Source organism: Rhodospirillaceae bacterium, assembly GCA_002728255.1.
Lineage (GTDB): Bacteria > Pseudomonadota > Alphaproteobacteria > UBA7887 > UBA7887.
Window position 1 is genome coordinate 1 of the sequence record PBWV01000053.1, and the last position, 17,609, is coordinate 17,609.

Sequence of the window (17,609 nt, forward strand, 5' to 3'; positions counted from 1 at the left end):
TAATAAGGGATCTGACATGGACATTCATAACTTTACGCCCTTTAGCGCCTTAGCCGGAGGTATCCTTATTGGACTATCCGCCGTATTCCTGCTCCTATCGAGTGGAAAAACGGCGGGAATTAGCGGACTGGTGCAAGGTGCATTAATTAATGAATCTATTCAACAGCGCGGGCAATGCATCTTATTTCTAGGCGGGCTAATTGGCGGCGCATTGCTCTACCGCATATCACCTGGCACGATCACCTCGATTACCATCGAAGCACCCCTAATGCTTCTAGTCACCGGCGGTATTCTCACTGGGTTTGGAACCGCTCTTGGTAGTGGGTGTACCAGTGGGCATGGAATCTGCGGGTTGGCAAGAAAATCAACACGTTCACTTGTGGCAACGATCGCTTTCATGACTGCCGGCATAGCCACTGTCTACTTTTTAAGACACGTACTTGGAGGCTGAGGACATGTTAAGATCCATATGCATACTTTTTTCGGGCCTTGTATTTGGTCTTGGACTTTGCATCTCACAGATGGTTAACCCTATCAAAGTTCTCGGTTTTCTTGATATTGCGGGAAAATGGGACCCCAGCCTCGCGTTCGTGATGATAGGTGCCTTGCTAGTGGCAGCGCCTGGATTTTTCTTTGTACTTAAACGTCAAAGTCCGATGTTTACAAATAATTTTCCAACGCCGAATGAAAGTGGTATCGACAGCCAGCTTATAATAGGTGGACTAATATTTGGATGTGGCTGGGGTTTGGTGGGCTTGTGCCCCGGCCCCGCAATTGCTTCCATAGCTTACGGCTTGCCTTCTAGCCTTATTTTTGTCGCCGCTATGGTCGCGGGAGTGACCCTGGCCAACAGCTTCACTAAAGCCCTCAGAATATTCTAATTTATTTGCGTCAATGCTAAGCTAGACCTAGGGAATCAGCCAACAGTCAAATTCTGCGAACACGGATTCATATAGTGACTTTTTAAAACTAATGATCTCTTGCAAACATCTAGCAGGCGGCATCCACTCCCATGCATCAAATTCCGGGTGTCCGCTAGCATCCAAATTAATCTCCGAATCTCGTCCCGTATAGGCCATCGCAAACCATTTCTGTCGCTGACCCACATACTTTCCCCTCCATGGGTCGACTGCCATTGAAAGCGGCAATTCATAACTAAACCATCGCTTTGAAATTTCTAATATATCTACTTTATTAATTCCGGCCTCTTCGTAAAGTTCCCGGAGGGCCGCCGAGCGAATATCTTCCTGTTCATCAATCCCACCTTGCGGCATCTGCCATCCACCAACGGCAACGCCAATACGACGTCCCATGAAAATATGCCGGTTGGCATTTATCAACATTATTCCAACCCCAGGGCGATATAACTTCTTCGTCATTTAGTGGAAGGAAGGTATACAAATAACCATCATATTCGCCTAGATACGATCCTCAAACAGAGCAACCCCACGAATTAAGTCTAGAGCCCGTTGCATTTGATAGTCTAACAAAGTTTTCTCACGTTCATCATCGAGAACTTGATCACCGGTGCCTTCAGGTCCGTTATTAACTTCGCTGTCGCCACTCTCTGAATCTAGCCTTCCCCGTAAATCTCCTTCTCTTCGCCGCTCCGAATCGGATGCTATCTCAATAGTCCCAGCCTCGACAAAAATATCTGGCTCAATACCAGTGGCCTGGATAGAGCGGCCGGAGGGCGTATAGTACCTTGCGGTGGTAAGACGCATAGCAGCCTCACCAGGAAGGGGGATGATCGTTTGGACGGACCCCTTACCAAACGACCTCGTGCCTAATATAATTGCTCTCTTATGGTCTTGGAGAGCTCCAGCAACAATCTCCGATGCAGATGCAGAGCCGCCATTAATGAGAACCACTATTGGAAGACCTTCTGCAATATCACCTGAGCGCGCATTAAATCTCTGCCCACCGCGACTTCCACGTCCCCTAGTTGAAACAATCTCTCCCTTGTCGAGAAAGGCGTCGGACACAGAAATAGCTTGGTCCAGAAGACCCCCTGGATTATTTCGAAGGTCTATAACAACACCTTGAAGGTCTTGCCCAATCTCCAGCAAAAGATTTTTCATGGCTCTCTCGACTCCACCATCCGTCTGCTCATTAAATGAAGTAATCCGGATTACCGCCACGTCTTCCTCTGCCCTCGCCTTTACGGATCTTATGCGAATTATATCTCGAATAATGCTTACATCAAATGGCTGCTCGATACCCTCCCGTTTCACAGTCACTATAATTTCTGACTGCACTGGACCCCTCATACGATCGACAGCTTCCCCTAGAGTTAGTCCGAACACCTGCTCCCCATCAATCCCTATAATTAGGTCTCCCGGTTGGATTCCGGCTCGATGAGCAGGGGTGTCATCAATTGGTGAGACGACCTTTACGACTCCACCCTCCATAGTCACCTCTATACCAAGCCCACCAAATTCCCCCTTAGTATTCACCTGCATCTCTCCATAAGCATCGGCGCTCAAGAAAGTAGAATGAGGATCTAGGGAGCTTAGCATTCCTTGGATCGCTGCCTCTATAAGAGCAGAATCCTCAACCTCTTCAACGTATTCCGCCCTGACACGCTCAAACACATCGCCAAACATATTAAGTTGTCGGTAGGTCTCTGTATCGGTGGTCTCCCCAATTTGGGCTGGCACAAAATACAAAAAGACGACTGCGGTCCATAAAAAAAAGCGGCTCATCCTCTAACCTCTCGATCTATTTGATCCAACCAACCAGTTGGATTTATCGGCTTCCCCTTCCGACGAACTTCCACGTAAAGAACAGACTCTCTGCCCGTTGAATCGTCCATCAGCCCAACAGGTTCGCCCGCTCTTACAAAATCACCCACCTGACCATAAATTCGGCCAAAACCCGAAAGCAAACTATGATATCCTCGGCCATGCTCAATTATCAAGAGCAGACCATATGTTCTGAAAGTTCCTGAAAAAACAACTTTACCAGGTCGGAGACTAACGACGTCTGAGACGTTCTCAATTTTTATGTGAATACCCTGGCTTGTAGGACCATTTCCCCGACGCGCACCAAATTCTCTTACAACCTTCCCTAGGTCCAAATAAGAATTAACTGTCGGCATGAGAGCCAAATTGTGCTTCGCCAAGTCAGCGCTGGGTGAATACTTCGAGCCTTTCTCTTGCGCACTGTCCTCAAGGGCATTCGCAGGGGAGTCCAAAACCTCCATTAATTGCTGAAGGTCGTTAGCCTTTGCCGCTAATCGGGCCAATTTTTCATCTGCTTTCTTATGTTCAGAAAACACGATAGCCTGCAAGCTTGATTTACGATGCAACAATGCTTCTAAATCGGCTCTCTGTAACTCTAACATCCTCTTTGACTCAACTAATGCATTGGTCTCCTCAAAATATCTCGCACGTAAACTTTTTAATGATTTGACACTGGCAGAAATAGCTTCCTTTTGCCGCTTTAAGCCCTCCGCCATGCCTGCTAGTGTAGCCAACCTCAACAGCCCTGCGCGATTCTGCGTGTTCATATTTGGAGAATAATGGCTTGCGTGCCTCCTAACCAAAAATAAGGCCACGATAGAAGCCTGAAACCCACGCTCATGCAGCAAGATATCTTCCTCACCCAGGCGGTATGGCACATCAACCTCCTCTAGGTCCCGCTTTGTCCTCTGAATTTGTGCTTCCTTTCCCTGGATCAATTCTCTCAGGTTTCTAATTTTTGTGCTTATAAATATGATCTCAGAGCTCAAACTTTTCACCTGCGCTCTTAAAGCTATTTCCCGGTCCTTCCCACTATTTAGGCTGTCACCCATTTCTTCAATTATGGTAATAGGAGGTGGTATATCCAACGGATCTATATCAGTAGCTATCGCGGATGACCCAAACCAACAAGCTGCCATCGTAAGAACCCACATTATCGTACGACAGATATTACCGCACATGAGCAGACCTGCGCCCCTAACCTGGTTGTTGAACTAAGACTTTACCAGTCATTTCCTTTGGAACAGCCATTCCCATAGTATGGAGAATGGTAGGAGCTATGTCTGAAAGTTTACCATTAGACAATGAAAGTTCTTTGCTTCCAGTAATGAGGAAGGGGACCTTATTAGTAGTATGTGCAGTATGTATATCGTTTGTATGAGGACTGATCATTTGTTCTGCGTTTCCATGGTCAGCAGTCACAAATACTTTTCCACCCAGGGCATCTGTTGCAGCCACGATTTTCCCCAAGCAACCATCGACCACTTCGACCGCCTTGATTGCCGCCTGGAGATTCCCAGTGTGACCTACCATGTCAGTATTAGCAAAGTTAACAACCAAAAACTCATATTGCCTGCACTGCAAGGCTCTCACCAACTCATCAGCGACCTTACCCGCAGACATCTCCGGCTTTTGGTCATACGTGGGGACCTTTGGAGAAGGCACTAGAATTCTATCCTCACCCACGTAAGGGGCCTCACGGCCCCCGTTTAAGAAGAAAGTTACATGGGCATACTTCTCCGTCTCGGCAATTCGAAATTGACGAAACCCATTTGTGGCAACAACTTCCCCAATGGTCTTTTCTATAGATTCTGAAGGAAACATCGTAGCCATTAAACTCGATAACCGCTGTGAATAAGTTGTTATTCCAAGTTTCGCAGCAAAAACGGCCCTTCCACTAGTCGAAAAACTGTCAAACTCGGGATCAACCAGAGCATCCAAAAGTTGTCGGACTCTATCAGCTCTAAAATTAGCCATAAGCAAACCGTCCCCAGTCTGAACTCCAGAGAAGTCTCCAATAACGGCTGGAACAATAAACTCGTCCGAAGACCCCTCCCGATAACTTGATTCAATTGCCGTCCCTACGGATGCAAATCTAGGCCCCGAACCGCTCATAATAGCATTGTAGGCCAGTTGGACTCGATCCCAACGCTGATCGCGATCCATACCAAAGTAACGTCCACCAACAGAGGCCACCGAAGCATTTTTTATGCATCCTATACTATTCTCTACTTCCCTTAAATATTCCAGACCACTCTGCGGGGCTGTATCACGTCCATCTAGCAGAGCATGGATTTTGACGCTGATTGATCTTTTGCTAAGAATTTTAGCCAGTTCAATTATATGTTTCTGATGTGAATGGACGCCGCCGGGTGATACAAGCCCAATCAAATGGCACAATTTGTTTGTCTTTAACAAGGAATCAGAAAACTGTTTGAGGGCTCCATTACGATGGAACTGACCATCTAAGATGGCCCTGTCAATCCTTGGCAGATCCTGCATAACTACCCGACCCGACCCGATATTCATGTGCCCTACTTCTGAATTACCCATTTGTCCTGCCGGTAATCCTACATCCTCTTCAGAGGCCTCTAGCACACTATGGGGACAAGAGCGTAAATACTTATCCCAATTAGGGGTTTTAGCAAGTGCTATGGCATTATCTGCAGTGGTATCCCTACATCCCCAGCCATCCAAAATACACAAGACAACAGGGGGACTCATGTAACGACCACCCTTTCCCAACCTTCCTGGCAGAGGGCCATTCCGATACCACCGCCACTAGGTATTCGCGGTTTCGGGCAAAACAGCCGCCCACATTCTTTCAAGCTCATAAAATTCTCGGACTTCTTGTCTGAATAGCTGCACAATGACATCGCCTAAGTCCAATAATATCCAATCTGCCTCACCCTTCCCCTCTACGCCAATTGGCGATATTCCAGCTACTTTTAGCCGTTCCGCGAGGCGATCCGCTATTGACGTAAGGTGCCTCTTAGAACGGCCCGTAGCAATAACCATATATTCAGCTATGGTGCTCTTTCCTGCTAAGTTGATTACGCAAATATCTTCTGCTTTATCCTCCTCGAGGCTAACTTCGACTGCTTTTCGGAGATCTATATGCAATATCCTATCGTCCAATCCATTACACTATTACCGCTCCCTCAGAAGAGCACAATTTAGGCACAAAAATATCCAACACTCATTAAATTAACGCCAACCCCATAACCCATGGCTACGAATACTAGTTGCAGAGGCAGGATGCAACTCTGACCTTACAAACACCCATGCTGGAAGATCCTTAGTAAGCAGGCCCCCCGAATTGCGATCCGAAACCCTAGCCCGTGCAAACGTCCTTGCTGCCTCCGAGCCTAACGCTTCGCGAGCGTAATTAGCCCTGTCAAAAATAGCAATGGGAACATGTTTGAAAAGAGATCGCCAATCCTTCCATCGAGGAACTTCAATAAGATTATCGGCTCCCATTATCCAGACAAAGGTCACATGGGACGCATCTAGTTTCAATTTTCTGATTGTATCAATCGTGTACACAGTCTTAAATTCACGCTCCAAGCCCGTGACATCAATACGATGGTGTTGCGCAATGGAGGTAGCCTTAGCACACCGCGCCTCTAACGGCGCCATTCCAGATTGTTCCTTTAAGGGATTTTGTGGAGAAACCAACCACCAAACACGATCAAGGACCAGCCTCCTTAGCGCGAGTTCGCTAATATGCCTGTGTCCACCATGAGCCGGATTAAATGAACCACCAAGCAATCCCACTTTGGCATCACCAGGCGGCAAATTTGACAACAATCGCTGAAGCTCGCTCAGGGCCGCACCTGGCCTTCCCCGTGGACCAAATATTTGTAACTAGTAAGCTGTTCCACACCCACTGGGCCGCGAGCATGCAACTTTCCAGTTGAAATACCTATCTCTGCCCCCATTCCAAACTCCCCTCCATCTGCAAACTGAGTGGACGCATTATGAAGGACAATGCCACTATCAACCCGGTTCATAAATTCCTCCGCGGAGCCAGGATCTTCAGTAATGATACTATCTGTATGATGAGACCCATGCTTCCCGATATGCTGAATTGCATCCTGCAACCCCCCTACAACCTTGATCGATATGATAGGAGCCAGATACTCTGTATCCCAGTCCTCCACTGTGGCAGCAAGCACCCGATCGTCGAGCAGCTGTGTCAGAGCATCGCCCCGCACTTCGCAACCGCTTTCAAGGAGGCCTTTTACAACACCAGGTAAAGCCGTTTGCACTGCATCCTTATGGACCAAAATAGTTTCAGCAGCTCCACAAATTCCCGTCCGCCGCATTTTGGCATTCACCGTGATCATTTCTGCCTTGATCGGATCGGCCGCAGCATCTAGATAAATGTGGCAAATACCATCTAGATGTTTAAGTACCGCTACTTTACTTTCTTGGCTCACCCGCTCAGTCAAAGACCTACCACCTCTCGGCACGATAACATCTATATACTCAGTCATTCCTAGCATTTGGCCCACAGCCTCTCTACTCCGGGTGGGAACAAGCTGAACACAATCAGCACGCAAATCAGCTGCTTGCAACCCTTCTGACAAGCAAGCCGCAATAGCTTGGGACGAGTTGAAACTCTCTGAACCACCTCGCAAAATAGCCGCATTACCGGACTTTATACACAACGCTCCAGCATCCGCTGTAACGTTTGGCCGCGACTCATAAATTATACCAATAACACCCAATGGCACCCGGACCCTGGAAATACGCAGCCCATTGGGACGAACCCAGCTATCCATAACTTCCCCCACCGGATCCGCCAATTCTGCCACCTCATCCAGTCCATCTGCCATAGAAGAGATCCGGTCAGCTGTCAGTTCCAACCGATCTACAAAGGCAGGATCTGCATTTCCGCTCTTAACATCATCTAGGTCAACATTATTGGCAGATAGGATGGCCTCAGCATTTGAACGAATAGCCGTTGCCGCTGAATGTAGAGCATGGTTCTTGGCCACAGTACTAGCCGTAGCCAGCTCTGCCGAGGCAGACCTGGCATCCGCCCCCATACGATCCATGAGGTCAACTACATGAACAGCTTCTCTTGCCTTATCGTTCGCCATGGTTTGTACCCACAAGCTCATTTTGCAACACTAGGTCTTTGCGATGAACAACTTCCTCCCGACCAACGTACCCCAGTATAGAGGCAATCTCACTAGTTTTGTGACCTCTAATACGCTCAATATCTGCCGAAGAGTAAGCACATATACCAGCGCCAACCCTCTCCCCACTTTCACTTACAAGAGCTACTGCATCGCCTCTGTCAAAACGACCCTCGGCCCTGAGCACCCCCGCAGGCAACAAGCTTTTCCCCGCCAACAATGCCTTTTGTGCGCCCCCGTCAAGCACCAGGCAGCCACCAGATCTTAAATTATTTCCAATCCACCTCTTGCGCGCCGCAACCGGGGACTGTTGTGCCGCAAACCAGGTGCACCGAAGACTTGAATCCTCCAGCTCTGAAAGAATTCGACCCGAACGTCCTGAGGCAATTATTACGCTACACCCAGCCGCAGTCGCAATCTTTGCGGCTTCAATTTTTGTCTTCATTCCACCTGACCCAATATTTGACCTACTTGGACCCGCCATAGATTCAATTTCTTCAGAAATCTTATTAACAAAGGGTATGTGCTCAGAGCTGGCGCCAAGCCGAGGATCATTTGTGTATAAACCATCAATATCACTCAGCAATATCAATAAATCTGCGTTCGCCATTTCTGCAACTCGGGCCGCCAGGCGATCATTGTCACCAAATCTAATTTCCTGCGTCGCAACCGTATCATTCTCATTTATCAACGGGATTGCACCGAGCCGAAGAAGCGTCTCCATTGTATTTCTTGCGTTAAGATACTGGCGACGTCCTTCGGTATCGCCAAGAGTTAAAAGTAGTTGAGCCACCGTCAAATGATGTGAGCCAAACACTTCCGTGTAGGCGTTGGCCAAAAGAATTTGCCCTACCGCAGCAGACGCCTGTTTCTCCTCTAATTTTAAGACACTTCGTCGAATGCCTAAATGACCCTGGCCCAGCGCTACCGCCCCAGAAGAGACCAACAGCACATCGCAGCCAACCTTCTTTAATTCGATGACATCGACTACAAGGTCACGAAGCCAATCCCAACGCAGTTGGCCAGATCCACCTTCTGTAAGAAGAGACGACCCTATCTTAACAACAATTCTTTCCTTATTGAGCAGGCTACCCCTATCCATCATGGATGCCACTCTTTTGGGACAGCATTACTATATTGATTGCGGTAAGCCTGAACCTTCGCCTGCAAATCTCCCATCAACTTCCAAATACCATATCCAGATACTGCAGAAACTAGATGAATAGGGGATAAGGTGTGTTCCCGAAAACAGGCCGCGACCTCCTCTGCAGCACCGGTCTCCAATGCATCACACTTGTTGAGCACAACCACCTCTTCCTTCTCCGCTAATGTCGGACTATGGGCTACAAGCTCATTGCGCACCAAGTCATACTGCGCCAAGATGTTATTCTGCAAAACATCTATGACGTGTACCAAAACACCGCAACGCTCGACGTGACCAAGAAACTGGTGTCCCAACCCCTTCCCCTGGTTGGCTCCCTCGATTAATCCAGGGACATCCGCCAGCACAAACTCGTCCTCTCCGAAGCTAACTACACCAAGATTAGGATGAAGTGTAGTAAACGGATAATCCCCAATCTTTGGTTTAGCCCGGGAAGACGCTCGTAGAAGAGTGGACTTCCCAGCATTGGGGAGCCCAACTAACCCTGCATCAGCAAGCAGTTTTAACTTCAGCCAAAGCGCAACCTCATCGACCTTGATGCCCGCCTCAAACTGGCGGGGAGCCCGATTAGTAGAAGTTTTGAAAGCAGAGTTACCACGGCCACCCTTACCTCCCCGTGCAATAATGGTTCGTTCGCCCACTTCTGTCAGATCAGCTAGAAGCGTTGTCCCATCTTCCGCCAGCACCTGCGTGCCCAATGGTACTAGAAAAACTAGGTCTTGACCCGATGCTCCGGTCCTATCTTTCCCACCACCATCATGGCCTCGTTCTGCTCTCAAGTGCTGCTTATAACGAAAATCTATAAGGGTATTTAGCCCCGACGTAGCCTCGACCCACACATCGCCGCCACAACCCCCGTCGCCACCGGCAGGCCCTCCATGCTCAACATACTTCTCGCGACGGAAGGCCACACAACCATTACCGCCATCCCCAGCCTTTACGAAGATTTTTGCTTGGTCCAGAAACTTCATTATTTGGCCCCAACCGAACGGGCCTATTCAGGGCGAGGATCACGCCCGCGCCTTCTTGTTCGGCAGTTATTTAGTCTCCAACATGAACAGAAACAAACGTCCGCCCACTTTTCCTCACTCTAAACTCCACCTGTCCCTGAGTAAGAGCAAACAGAGTATGGTCTTTACCCATGCCCACATTATCGCCAGGATGGAACTTAGTTCCGCGCTGTCGAACAATAATGTTGCCCGGCACCACTATCTCTCCCCCATATTTTTTCACACCAAGCCTTCTGCCCGCCGAATCACGACCATTCCTGGAACTTCCGCCTGCTTTTTTATGGGCCATATTCTATTCCTCTGATGCAGATTTTTCTTCAGCTTCTGCCTTCTTAGACTTCGCCACTCGGGTCTTCTTTGTTGAGCTTGCAGCTGATTTCTTACTTGCGGCCTTTCTTTTCTTAGGCCCTCCCAAAATATCTGTCACGCGGACTACAGTAACAGCCTGCCGATGTCCGTTTTTCTGCCGTGAGTTTTGGCGTCTCCGCTTCTTAAATACGACTATTTTATCAGCTCGCTCTTGCTCCAAAACCGTAGCCTTTACAGACGCTCCGACCACATTTGGCGAACCTATCTGACTGGTTTCACCATCTCCAAGCATCAACACCTCATCAAATGCCACAACCTGGCCAGCGTCTAGGGCCAGTTTTTCAACCCTAACCACATCGCCTTCAGTAACCTTGTACTGCTTTCCCCCGGTTTTAATAACAGCATACATATAGTCGAAAACCTCGCCAATCTCTAAGGCATAAAATTATAGATGGGACAGCGAAATATACTCGCCCCCCTCTGTGTGTCAACGCCTTAGAAAGACTAAAGAAAACAAAGGTCTGTCTTGCTGTGTATGAGCCCTTCTACTAAGGTCGACTATTGGTTCTTGGAGGGGTGCCGGAGTGGTCGAACGGGGCGGTCTCGAAAACCGTTGTGCCCTATGGGTACCGTGGGTTCAAATCCCACCCCCTCCGCCACGCTGGTAATTAAACTAAGGACATCATGACTTACCCCCATCTTCCTATGCAAAGCACCAAGGAGTCTTTGCGACCTGCCGTAAATCGCCAATAAAAGGCCTTAACAAGCACAGAGACGATATGCCTATAAGCCAAAATACCGAAACCGACTTTTCCCTAATCCTAAATAAGGTATTGAACCGCAGACAGCTTTTGATTGGTTGCGGCGCGGTTGGTGGAATGAGATTAGCCTTGGCGCCAGGAGCACAGGCCATCAACGAAATCCCTTCAGAGAAAGTGTTAGACTTTGAGGCTGTTCCAACCAATCTCCTGGACACCGTAACGGTTCCGCGAGGACATAGTTGGCATATAGTAGCGAGCTGGGGAGACCCTTTATGGTCGCATGGCGAACGCTTTGATGAACAAACGCGAGGTTCCGCACAGAGTCAAAAACTTGCCTTTGGCGACAACAACGATGGGATGGAGCTATTCGTAAGTGATTCTAGGACAATCCTAGCTATTAACAACGAATATTTGAACCTTCCCATTATGTATGGTAATCGCGTATCCAAGATGCCTGAAACATCCGCAGATGTTCAGAAAGGACAAGCGGCGATAGGGATTACTATAATGGAAGTTTCCCTCTTAAATGGAAACTGGTCCGTCACCAAGGATTCTCCTCTTAATAGGCGTATTACCGCTCAAACTCCCATGAAACTGACTGGGCCTGCGGCTCAAACAAACCTTACCATCACAAGCCTAGACCAAAACGGCGATTTCCCTTTAGGCACTTTAAATAATTGTGGAAGCGGCCGAACACCATGGAACACCTATCTATCCTGCGAAGAGAACTTCAATCTATTTTTTGCTTCCTCTGACCGCGAGTACAACCTAAGCACAGAATTTCGCCGTTATGGCATAAGAACGACTGATCGCGGTTATGGTTGGTATCGCCATGATGAGCGTTTTGATATTGCTAAGCACCCAAATGAAATAAACCGCTTTGGATATATCGTAGAGGTGGATCCCTTGGATCCCAGTTCCATCCCCAGAAAACACTCAGCACTGGGAAGATTCAAACATGAGAACGCAGCAATCACAGTCAATAAAGACAATCGTATCGTGGTCTATATGGGAGACGATGAGCGGGGCGAGTTTTTGTATAGATTTGTCAGTGACGCCGTTTTCCACCCAGATGCGGACAACTCGAAAATCCTAGAGAGCGGGTCTCTTTACGTCGCAAAATTTGAAAACAACGAACGAGGAAAGTGGCTCGAACTCACACCTGAATCAACGGGAATGTCGTCTCAGGCGGATATTTGCGTACATACACGAAAAGCCGGCTCCCTAGTTGGAGCAACCACTATGGATCGCCCGGAATGGATTGCAATTCACCCCCATGATAACACTATCTATTGTTGCCTCACTAATAACAAAAATCGCGGTAGAAAAACTAATTCCGGCGGAGACGAAACCCCCGTAAATGGTGCCAATCCGCGGCCGAACAATATATATGGACACATAATTAAATGGCGGCCGGATGAAGATGACCATACCAACTCCAATTTTACCTGGGACATTTTTGCCCTTGCAGGGAACCCTTATGTCCACTCAGGGCCGAATGCTGGATCACCAAACATCGATCCAACTAATGTATTTAATTCTCCCGATGGGCTAGCTTTTGATAGCCGCGGGCGATTGTGGATCCAAACCGATGGAAATTATTCGAATGACGGCGACTTCGTTGAGATGGGTAACAACCAAATGCTCGTAGCCGATACCAATACGGGGGAAATTAAACGCTTTCTAGTTGGACCAAAGGAGTGCGAAGTTACTGGTATTACTTGGAGTATAGATAGAAAAACCATGTTCGTAGGAATCCAGCACCCCGGCGAACGTGGTCATAGTCATTTCCCCGGTGGCAAGCAGAGTGTCCCCCGCTCGTCCATCATCGCCGTAACCCGAGACGATGGGAAAATGATTGGGTAGTTTCAATCTCTGATAAATCCGCTGAAGGCGCCGGAAAAACGGGCACCTATTCGAAACTAGCAATATCTTCCAGAATAGGCAGAAGATAACTTCGGAACAGCTGCGGATTTTCCGACATTGGAAAGTGTCCTAATTTTTCCATTATTGTAACCTTGGCACCCGGGATACTTTCTCCTGTCCGCTTAGTGTCTTCAGGAGTGCAAGAAAAATCATATTCGCCTGTCAACAGATATAGTGGACAGAGCTCTGTATCTACTTCGGACGAGCGATCTCTATAGTCACTATCCTCCCTATAAAAATGTAAATCTCCCTTGAAAACACCCGGCCCACCAGACAAGTAACCCCATAAAGTCTCCCATCGGAACTCATCGGGGCTCTGCGGGGCAACCAAACCCGAAATTAAAGCAGAGCATATCTCTCCACCATGAACATCCGGCCTATTAAGCCAGTCTGTATCATACCACGGAGCCTGGTAATCAGATGCCTCAAGACCAATAACAGCGCGAAGTTTTTGTCCGTACCGACGGGCGAGCTCAATAACAAGCCGCCCGCCCATAGAACAGCCCATGACAACCGGATCCCTGGCCCCAATAGCCGCAAGGAAAGAGTCAACTGTATCCAGATACAGTTCTGTCGTCAGCCGATACTCTTGGTCCTGATATCCTACCGGCGGAAGGCTTTTACCATGCCACGGCATATCGAAGGCAATCATTCTAAAGTCAGCTGCGATCTCCTTATCGACCAAAAGATGCCGAAATTGAGAACTGTCCGACCCAGCCGTGTGAAGACAAACAACTGGAATAGCTTTGTCATCCGAAAGTGTACTTTCCTCAAAGTATATGCGGTTTTTTTGGCCATCAATTTCGACATGCACATATCGACCTATGATGGGCTCTAGCTTATATCTTCCAATTTCCATGCCTCAGCCCCTCTCCATCTTCCTAGGCAAAGCAATCAACTCTTTTATGTAGCGGAGGTTAGACATCATTGGATATAAATCGCCTTCAATACTTGCCTCTTCAATTTTCACCATCGCAAAAATATCGTGCCATCCCGATGGAGGAAATTTCATCCAATGTTTCAACCATGCCTCATCGGATGCTTTTATGGTAAAAGCTGATGGCCTCATAAGCTGTGGACCAGCCACCAGTTGACAGATCTCACCTCCACGAATACTAATGAAATATTCGACCTGACTACTTTTTAAGAGAAAGGTTGTTGTTAAGTGGCGCCCACGCCATATTAAGCGTGCGTCCCGATTTACAAAATCCGGCAGTCTTTTTATAAGCTTATCAAGCACACCTCATCCCCCACCCTTTATCAATAAAAGGAAAAACATTATTTGGGCAAACCGGCCCCAGCCTTTATACTACTCTGCTATGGATATAATAAACTCGTCAGTCTCTCTGGAAGAGAGGTTAGATATTTGTTTGTATGAAAGCCCTCCAAGCCATTTACCCGACGGCCAATGAATCGACGTGTTTTTAGGTTAAGTCTTTGGTTATGCATTCCCGCGGTTGGTATCTTGATGGCAATCTGGCAACCCAATGCTCCAACTCCAGGCAGTTCTCTAGAATTGGTGCCAAAAACCACCTTGGCGTCCGCTAAATTTAATCTAATCGATCACTATGGCAACCCTATCACTGAGAAAATCCTTCAGGGGAGCCCTGCAGCGCTTTTTTTTGGGTTTACCCATTGCCCAGACATATGTCCCACCACCTTATGGACCCTTGATCAGTATCTGAGCACTCTATCTCAGGAAGGATTCGCGCTACCTGGATTCTTTATCACTGTGGACCCCTTAAGAGATACTCCAGAGGTAATGAAGGAGCACTTAGCAAACTTTAACGGGACAATAACAGGTATTACAGGCTCGTCAGATGAAATTAAAAAGCTACTGAAAAATTGGAAGGTATATACAAAAATCGTGCCACTAGAAGGTACTGATTATACAATCGATCATACAGCATCCGTTTACCTAATTGATGCCAACGGTATTCTCCGCGATACTCTAAAGTACCAAGAAAGTCGGGAGAATTCTTTAGTAAAACTTCGTCAGTTTCTCACTGCCAGTAAGTAGGGCAACCGACAAAAATCGCCATTTTTCTATGAATTAAGTCCTTGCAGAAGCGAGCAGACTTCCGGATATACAGTGCGGGGACCCAAACGTGCCACTGTTGCAGCATGTTTCACCGCGGCCAAAAGGTGCACATCGCGAAAGCGCTTGCGACTATGGGTATATTCTTCATAAGCGGCTTGCTGCATTTTATATGCATGCATTTCCGACTGATCATCTTTACAAACGTCAAAAGCTAAAAACTTAAATAACGCCTCTGGATCATGGCCGCGCTTCAGGTAGTCGTCGGCCATCTTTGTAATATGAAGGACGCTTTCCGGAGCCCGGAGTTCTGCTATAGACCCCTCCAATGTATTGAGATCAAACTGCTGCTGACACTCAAGATGCTTGGCAATAGAATCGATTGCTTCTTGCTCACTACCACCTTCTGGCAACTCAGTTAGCAAGGATACTCGTGTAGGGTCCCACTGCAATGTCCTGTCCAAGTGGCGAATTTCGTATCCCTGTCCCCAAGACAGCAATGTCAACAATCTGGCCTTCTGGCTTAATCCCTCTACGGACAATAGGTACCGCCTGGCATTAATGCCCGTATGGAGATGCACGTCAAAAGGGTTACCTGTATTGGATCTCAAATATCGACGTGCGCCCCCCAATGACAAGCCTTCGAGGACGCCCATCATCGACAAGCCCCCTGCCAACTGAGCTATCACCGGTTGTACGATATCGGCAATATTGGAGATAGAATCCACCTCCGACGCAAGTTGATCGACCGCAACCGTTTCATCCTCACATGTTTGGACTTTGATTTCTGCAACATCTAAGCCCTTTTCTACGATCAATTGTTCAAAATCTTCAAACCTCTTATACAAGGAAATTCCATCCTCAATAATTTCCCCACGCTCCCCTCCCGCATGCTCTAACTTCGGATGTCGACACAAAAACCTAACCGGTGGTCGCAAGATCGCTTCCGCATATTGCCAACCAATTATTTCCAAGGCACGGAAAGCAAAAACCGTATACAAAAAATAATGGTCGTCTAACGCGTTTCGGGGAATTGCAATCTTCAAAAGTGAATCCATTATTGTGCCAGCGGGAACCCTCCTTAACAATAAAACCAAATATTTCTCAGCCAAAGTTGACATGCGTTGTTCTAGGGCCGCCTGAAAACCAGCCAACAAACTTTCATCATCCATCTCCCTAAACTCAGCAATATCAAATTGCACCAGTATATTAGGCCCCATGGATGGAGAGTGAATGTGCTTATTAGCAAGTGCCACACTCTGGATTACTGGGAAAAACCCTTTTTCGCCAACATTGCGTTTTGATAAGGCCTCCACTGAGTATATTCCGGAAACCGGATGAACAGGGCCGCCGTGATGAGAAGCAGGCAACACTGTCGAACGGCTGACGGCCAGAGCTGCCGCCGCCAAAAGTCGTTCTTTTGATTCACCCTTAGACAATCGTGTGTATGTTTCCGCAATTATTTCATCAGGCTTCGTTTGCTCGATCAACCCCACCAGATCTTCTGTTTCATCGTCGAATCGCAGTTGCTGTGCCATATTTGAATCCCCCTTGACAGCAAAGCCCTCCGCCCCGCCTGTGCCAATAACGTCATTAGAGCGTTGGCATTTTCAGCCCACACATATAAACTACCCTTACAAGTCTAGCCACCACCCCAGCAAAGCGCCAGCCATTTACATGTTTGCATCTTCACACGAGGAACCTCCAATATGAAACTCTACGATTTTGGCCCAGCTGCTAGCGCCAAGCGCGTCCGCATTTTTTTGCACGAAAAAGGCATCCAGGTCCCGACTGTGGAACTTGATGTACGTGATGGAGCGCAATACAAAGAACCATTTACAACCATGAACCCTTTTCACTGTGTGCCCTTCCTAGAACTCGATAACGGTACGGTGATAGCAGAATCCATTAGTATTTGCCGGTACCTTGAGGAGCTAAATCCAACGCCCTCTTTATTTGGCCAAAACTCAGAAGAACGTGCCGTAATTGACATGTGGAATAGAAGAGTAGAGCTAGACGGCTTCTACCCAGCACTCCATGCCGCCCGTAACTCTATTCCCATGTTTAAAGGGCGGGTCGTTCCAGGAACACGAACCGATATCGAGCAGTCCCCTGCAGTAGTGCAACGGGGGAAAGAAATGCTGGAGATATTCTTTGGACGGCTGGACCCCCACCTTTCTGATAATGCGTTTATTGCCGGCGCCAAAATTAGTGTTGCAGATATCACTTGTTTTTTCGCCACAACCATGGCGACAGCTTTTGAGATGGACCTAGAAGGAAAATTCCCCAACACCTATCGATGGCACCAGGAATTTTCTGCACGGCCCAGCACTACAGCCTGACAAATGTCCGCATATCTGATCGTCCGCGCTAAAGTCAAAGAAGAGAACCGAGAGGCTTTTGATAAGTGGTACCAGTCCGAGCACCTACCAGATGCGCTTCAAGACTTTAAGGGCATAAGCGCAATGCGTGGCTGGAGCGATGTCGAAGACAATGTACATCTTGCTTTCTA

The 17,609-nt window shown here is 47.8% G+C and carries 19 protein-coding genes and 1 tRNA gene; 6 read left to right on the forward strand and 14 right to left on the reverse strand.

The window, feature by feature from the left end:
• Window positions 1-22: 22 nt before the first annotated feature.
• Window positions 23-451 carry a YeeE/YedE family protein gene (locus CMM32_12405; GenBank protein MBT07687.1) on the forward strand — a complete coding sequence of 143 codons (429 nt, stop codon included), beginning with the start codon at window positions 23-25 and terminating at the stop codon, window positions 449-451.
• Window positions 452-455: 4 nt separating this feature from the next.
• Window positions 456-881 carry a hypothetical protein gene (locus tag CMM32_12410; protein ID MBT07688.1) on the forward strand — a complete coding sequence of 142 codons (426 nt, stop codon included), beginning with the start codon at window positions 456-458 and terminating at the stop codon, window positions 879-881.
• 27 nt (window positions 882-908) lie between these two features.
• On the opposite strand, the gene CMM32_12415 is transcribed toward CMM32_12410, so the two are convergent.
• The 11 genes from CMM32_12415 to rplU all read right to left on the reverse strand — a co-directional run bounded on the left by CMM32_12415 (window position 909) and on the right by rplU (window position 10,781).
• Window positions 909-1,379 (reverse strand): RNA pyrophosphohydrolase, encoded by a 471-nt coding sequence (locus CMM32_12415; GenBank protein MBT07689.1) that lies wholly within the window; start codon window positions 1,377-1,379, stop codon window positions 909-911.
• 39 nt (window positions 1,380-1,418) lie between these two features.
• Window positions 1,419-2,705, reverse strand: a complete 1,287-nt coding sequence (locus CMM32_12420; GenBank protein MBT07690.1) for a peptidase S41 — start codon at window positions 2,703-2,705, stop codon at window positions 1,419-1,421.
• Window positions 2,702-3,925 (reverse strand): hypothetical protein, encoded by a 1,224-nt coding sequence (locus tag CMM32_12425; protein MBT07691.1) that lies wholly within the window; start codon window positions 3,923-3,925, stop codon window positions 2,702-2,704. Before CMM32_12425 ends, CMM32_12420 begins: the two co-directional genes overlap by 4 nt.
• Before the next feature lie 16 nt (window positions 3,926-3,941).
• Window positions 3,942-5,468: a phosphoglycerate mutase (2,3-diphosphoglycerate-independent) gene (locus CMM32_12430; protein MBT07692.1), complete on the reverse strand. Its 1,527-nt coding sequence runs from the start codon at window positions 5,466-5,468 to the stop codon at window positions 3,942-3,944.
• A gap of 57 nt (window positions 5,469-5,525) precedes the next feature.
• Window positions 5,526-5,867: a ribosome silencing factor gene (gene rsfS / locus CMM32_12435; GenBank protein MBT07693.1), complete on the reverse strand. Its 342-nt coding sequence runs from the start codon at window positions 5,865-5,867 to the stop codon at window positions 5,526-5,528.
• Between the two features lie 84 nt (window positions 5,868-5,951).
• Window positions 5,952-6,572 carry a nicotinate-nucleotide adenylyltransferase gene (locus CMM32_12440; GenBank protein MBT07694.1) on the reverse strand — a complete coding sequence of 207 codons (621 nt, stop codon included), beginning with the start codon at window positions 6,570-6,572 and terminating at the stop codon, window positions 5,952-5,954.
• Window positions 6,569-7,852 carry a glutamate-5-semialdehyde dehydrogenase gene (locus tag CMM32_12445; GenBank protein MBT07695.1) on the reverse strand — a complete coding sequence of 428 codons (1,284 nt, stop codon included), beginning with the start codon at window positions 7,850-7,852 and terminating at the stop codon, window positions 6,569-6,571. Before CMM32_12445 ends, CMM32_12440 begins: the two co-directional genes overlap by 4 nt.
• Window positions 7,839-8,993, reverse strand: coding sequence for a glutamate 5-kinase (locus CMM32_12450; GenBank protein ID MBT07696.1), 1,155 nt, complete (start codon window positions 8,991-8,993; stop codon window positions 7,839-7,841). The genes CMM32_12445 and CMM32_12450 overlap by 14 nt, the downstream gene beginning before the upstream one ends.
• Window positions 8,993-10,024, reverse strand: coding sequence for a GTPase ObgE (gene obgE / locus CMM32_12455; protein ID MBT07697.1), 1,032 nt, complete (start codon window positions 10,022-10,024; stop codon window positions 8,993-8,995). The genes CMM32_12450 and obgE overlap by 1 nt, the downstream gene beginning before the upstream one ends.
• A 70-nt stretch (window positions 10,025-10,094) precedes the next feature.
• Window positions 10,095-10,352, reverse strand: coding sequence for a 50S ribosomal protein L27 (locus tag CMM32_12460; protein ID MBT07698.1), 258 nt, complete (start codon window positions 10,350-10,352; stop codon window positions 10,095-10,097).
• 3 nt (window positions 10,353-10,355) lie between these two features.
• Window positions 10,356-10,781 (reverse strand): 50S ribosomal protein L21, encoded by a 426-nt coding sequence (gene rplU, locus CMM32_12465; GenBank protein ID MBT07699.1) that lies wholly within the window; start codon window positions 10,779-10,781, stop codon window positions 10,356-10,358.
• A gap of 161 nt (window positions 10,782-10,942) precedes the next feature.
• Here rplU and CMM32_12470 point away from each other — a divergent pair.
• Together CMM32_12470 and CMM32_12475 are read left to right on the forward strand one after the other, a co-directional pair.
• Window positions 10,943-11,031 (forward strand) — tRNA-Ser (locus CMM32_12470).
• A gap of 120 nt (window positions 11,032-11,151) precedes the next feature.
• Entirely contained in the window at window positions 11,152-12,999 is a 1,848-nt protein-coding gene (locus tag CMM32_12475) for a transcriptional initiation protein Tat (protein ID MBT07700.1), read from the forward strand.
• Between the two features lie 46 nt (window positions 13,000-13,045).
• Here the strand turns inward: CMM32_12475 and CMM32_12480 are convergent, their stop codons facing one another.
• Both CMM32_12480 and CMM32_12485 read right to left on the reverse strand, forming a co-directional pair.
• Window positions 13,046-13,918 (reverse strand): alpha/beta hydrolase, encoded by an 873-nt coding sequence (locus CMM32_12480; GenBank protein MBT07701.1) that lies wholly within the window; start codon window positions 13,916-13,918, stop codon window positions 13,046-13,048.
• A gap of 3 nt (window positions 13,919-13,921) precedes the next feature.
• Entirely contained in the window at window positions 13,922-14,299 is a 378-nt protein-coding gene (locus tag CMM32_12485; GenBank protein ID MBT07702.1) for a hypothetical protein, read from the reverse strand.
• Window positions 14,300-14,467: 168 nt separating this feature from the next.
• Here CMM32_12485 and CMM32_12490 point away from each other — a divergent pair, with 168 nt between their 5' ends.
• Complete coding sequence (locus CMM32_12490; GenBank protein ID MBT07703.1) at window positions 14,468-15,079, forward strand: SCO family protein; 612 nt, start codon at window positions 14,468-14,470, stop codon at window positions 15,077-15,079.
• 26 nt (window positions 15,080-15,105) lie between these two features.
• Here the strand turns inward: CMM32_12490 and CMM32_12495 are convergent, their stop codons facing one another.
• Window positions 15,106-16,635, reverse strand: coding sequence for a hypothetical protein (locus tag CMM32_12495; protein ID MBT07704.1), 1,530 nt, complete (start codon window positions 16,633-16,635; stop codon window positions 15,106-15,108).
• Window positions 16,636-16,806: 171 nt separating this feature from the next.
• Between CMM32_12495 and CMM32_12500 the strand changes: the two genes are divergently transcribed.
• Entirely contained in the window at window positions 16,807-17,439 is a 633-nt protein-coding gene (locus CMM32_12500) for a hypothetical protein (protein ID MBT07705.1), read from the forward strand.
• Window positions 17,440-17,609: the final 170 nt, after the last annotated feature.

Coding starts and splice junctions, on each gene's coding strand:
- CMM32_12410 (MBT07688.1), top strand. CDS start 456: ATGTTAAGATCCATATGCATACTTTTTTCGGGCCTTGTATTTGGTCTT.
- CMM32_12415 (MBT07689.1), bottom strand. CDS start 1,379: ATGACGAAGAAGTTATATCGCCCTGGGGTTGGAATAATGTTGATAAAT.
- CMM32_12420 (MBT07690.1), bottom strand. CDS start 2,705: ATGAGCCGCTTTTTTTTATGGACCGCAGTCGTCTTTTTGTATTTTGTG.
- CMM32_12425 (MBT07691.1), bottom strand. CDS start 3,925: ATGTGCGGTAATATCTGTCGTACGATAATGTGGGTTCTTACGATGGCA.
- CMM32_12430 (MBT07692.1), bottom strand. CDS start 5,468: ATGAGTCCCCCTGTTGTCTTGTGTATTTTGGATGGCTGGGGATGTAGG.
- CMM32_12445 (MBT07695.1), bottom strand. CDS start 7,852: ATGGCGAACGATAAGGCAAGAGAAGCTGTTCATGTAGTTGACCTCATG.
- CMM32_12450 (MBT07696.1), bottom strand. CDS start 8,993: ATGGATAGGGGTAGCCTGCTCAATAAGGAAAGAATTGTTGTTAAGATA.
- obgE (MBT07697.1), bottom strand. CDS start 10,024: ATGAAGTTTCTGGACCAAGCAAAAATCTTCGTAAAGGCTGGGGATGGC.
- CMM32_12460 (MBT07698.1), bottom strand. CDS start 10,352: ATGGCCCATAAAAAAGCAGGCGGAAGTTCCAGGAATGGTCGTGATTCG.
- rplU (MBT07699.1), bottom strand. CDS start 10,781: ATGTATGCTGTTATTAAAACCGGGGGAAAGCAGTACAAGGTTACTGAA.
- CMM32_12475 (MBT07700.1), top strand. CDS start 11,152: ATGCCTATAAGCCAAAATACCGAAACCGACTTTTCCCTAATCCTAAAT.
- CMM32_12480 (MBT07701.1), bottom strand. CDS start 13,918: ATGGAAATTGGAAGATATAAGCTAGAGCCCATCATAGGTCGATATGTG.
- CMM32_12490 (MBT07703.1), top strand. CDS start 14,468: ATGAATCGACGTGTTTTTAGGTTAAGTCTTTGGTTATGCATTCCCGCG.
- CMM32_12495 (MBT07704.1), bottom strand. CDS start 16,635: ATGGCACAGCAACTGCGATTCGACGATGAAACAGAAGATCTGGTGGGG.
- CMM32_12500 (MBT07705.1), top strand. CDS start 16,807: ATGAAACTCTACGATTTTGGCCCAGCTGCTAGCGCCAAGCGCGTCCGC.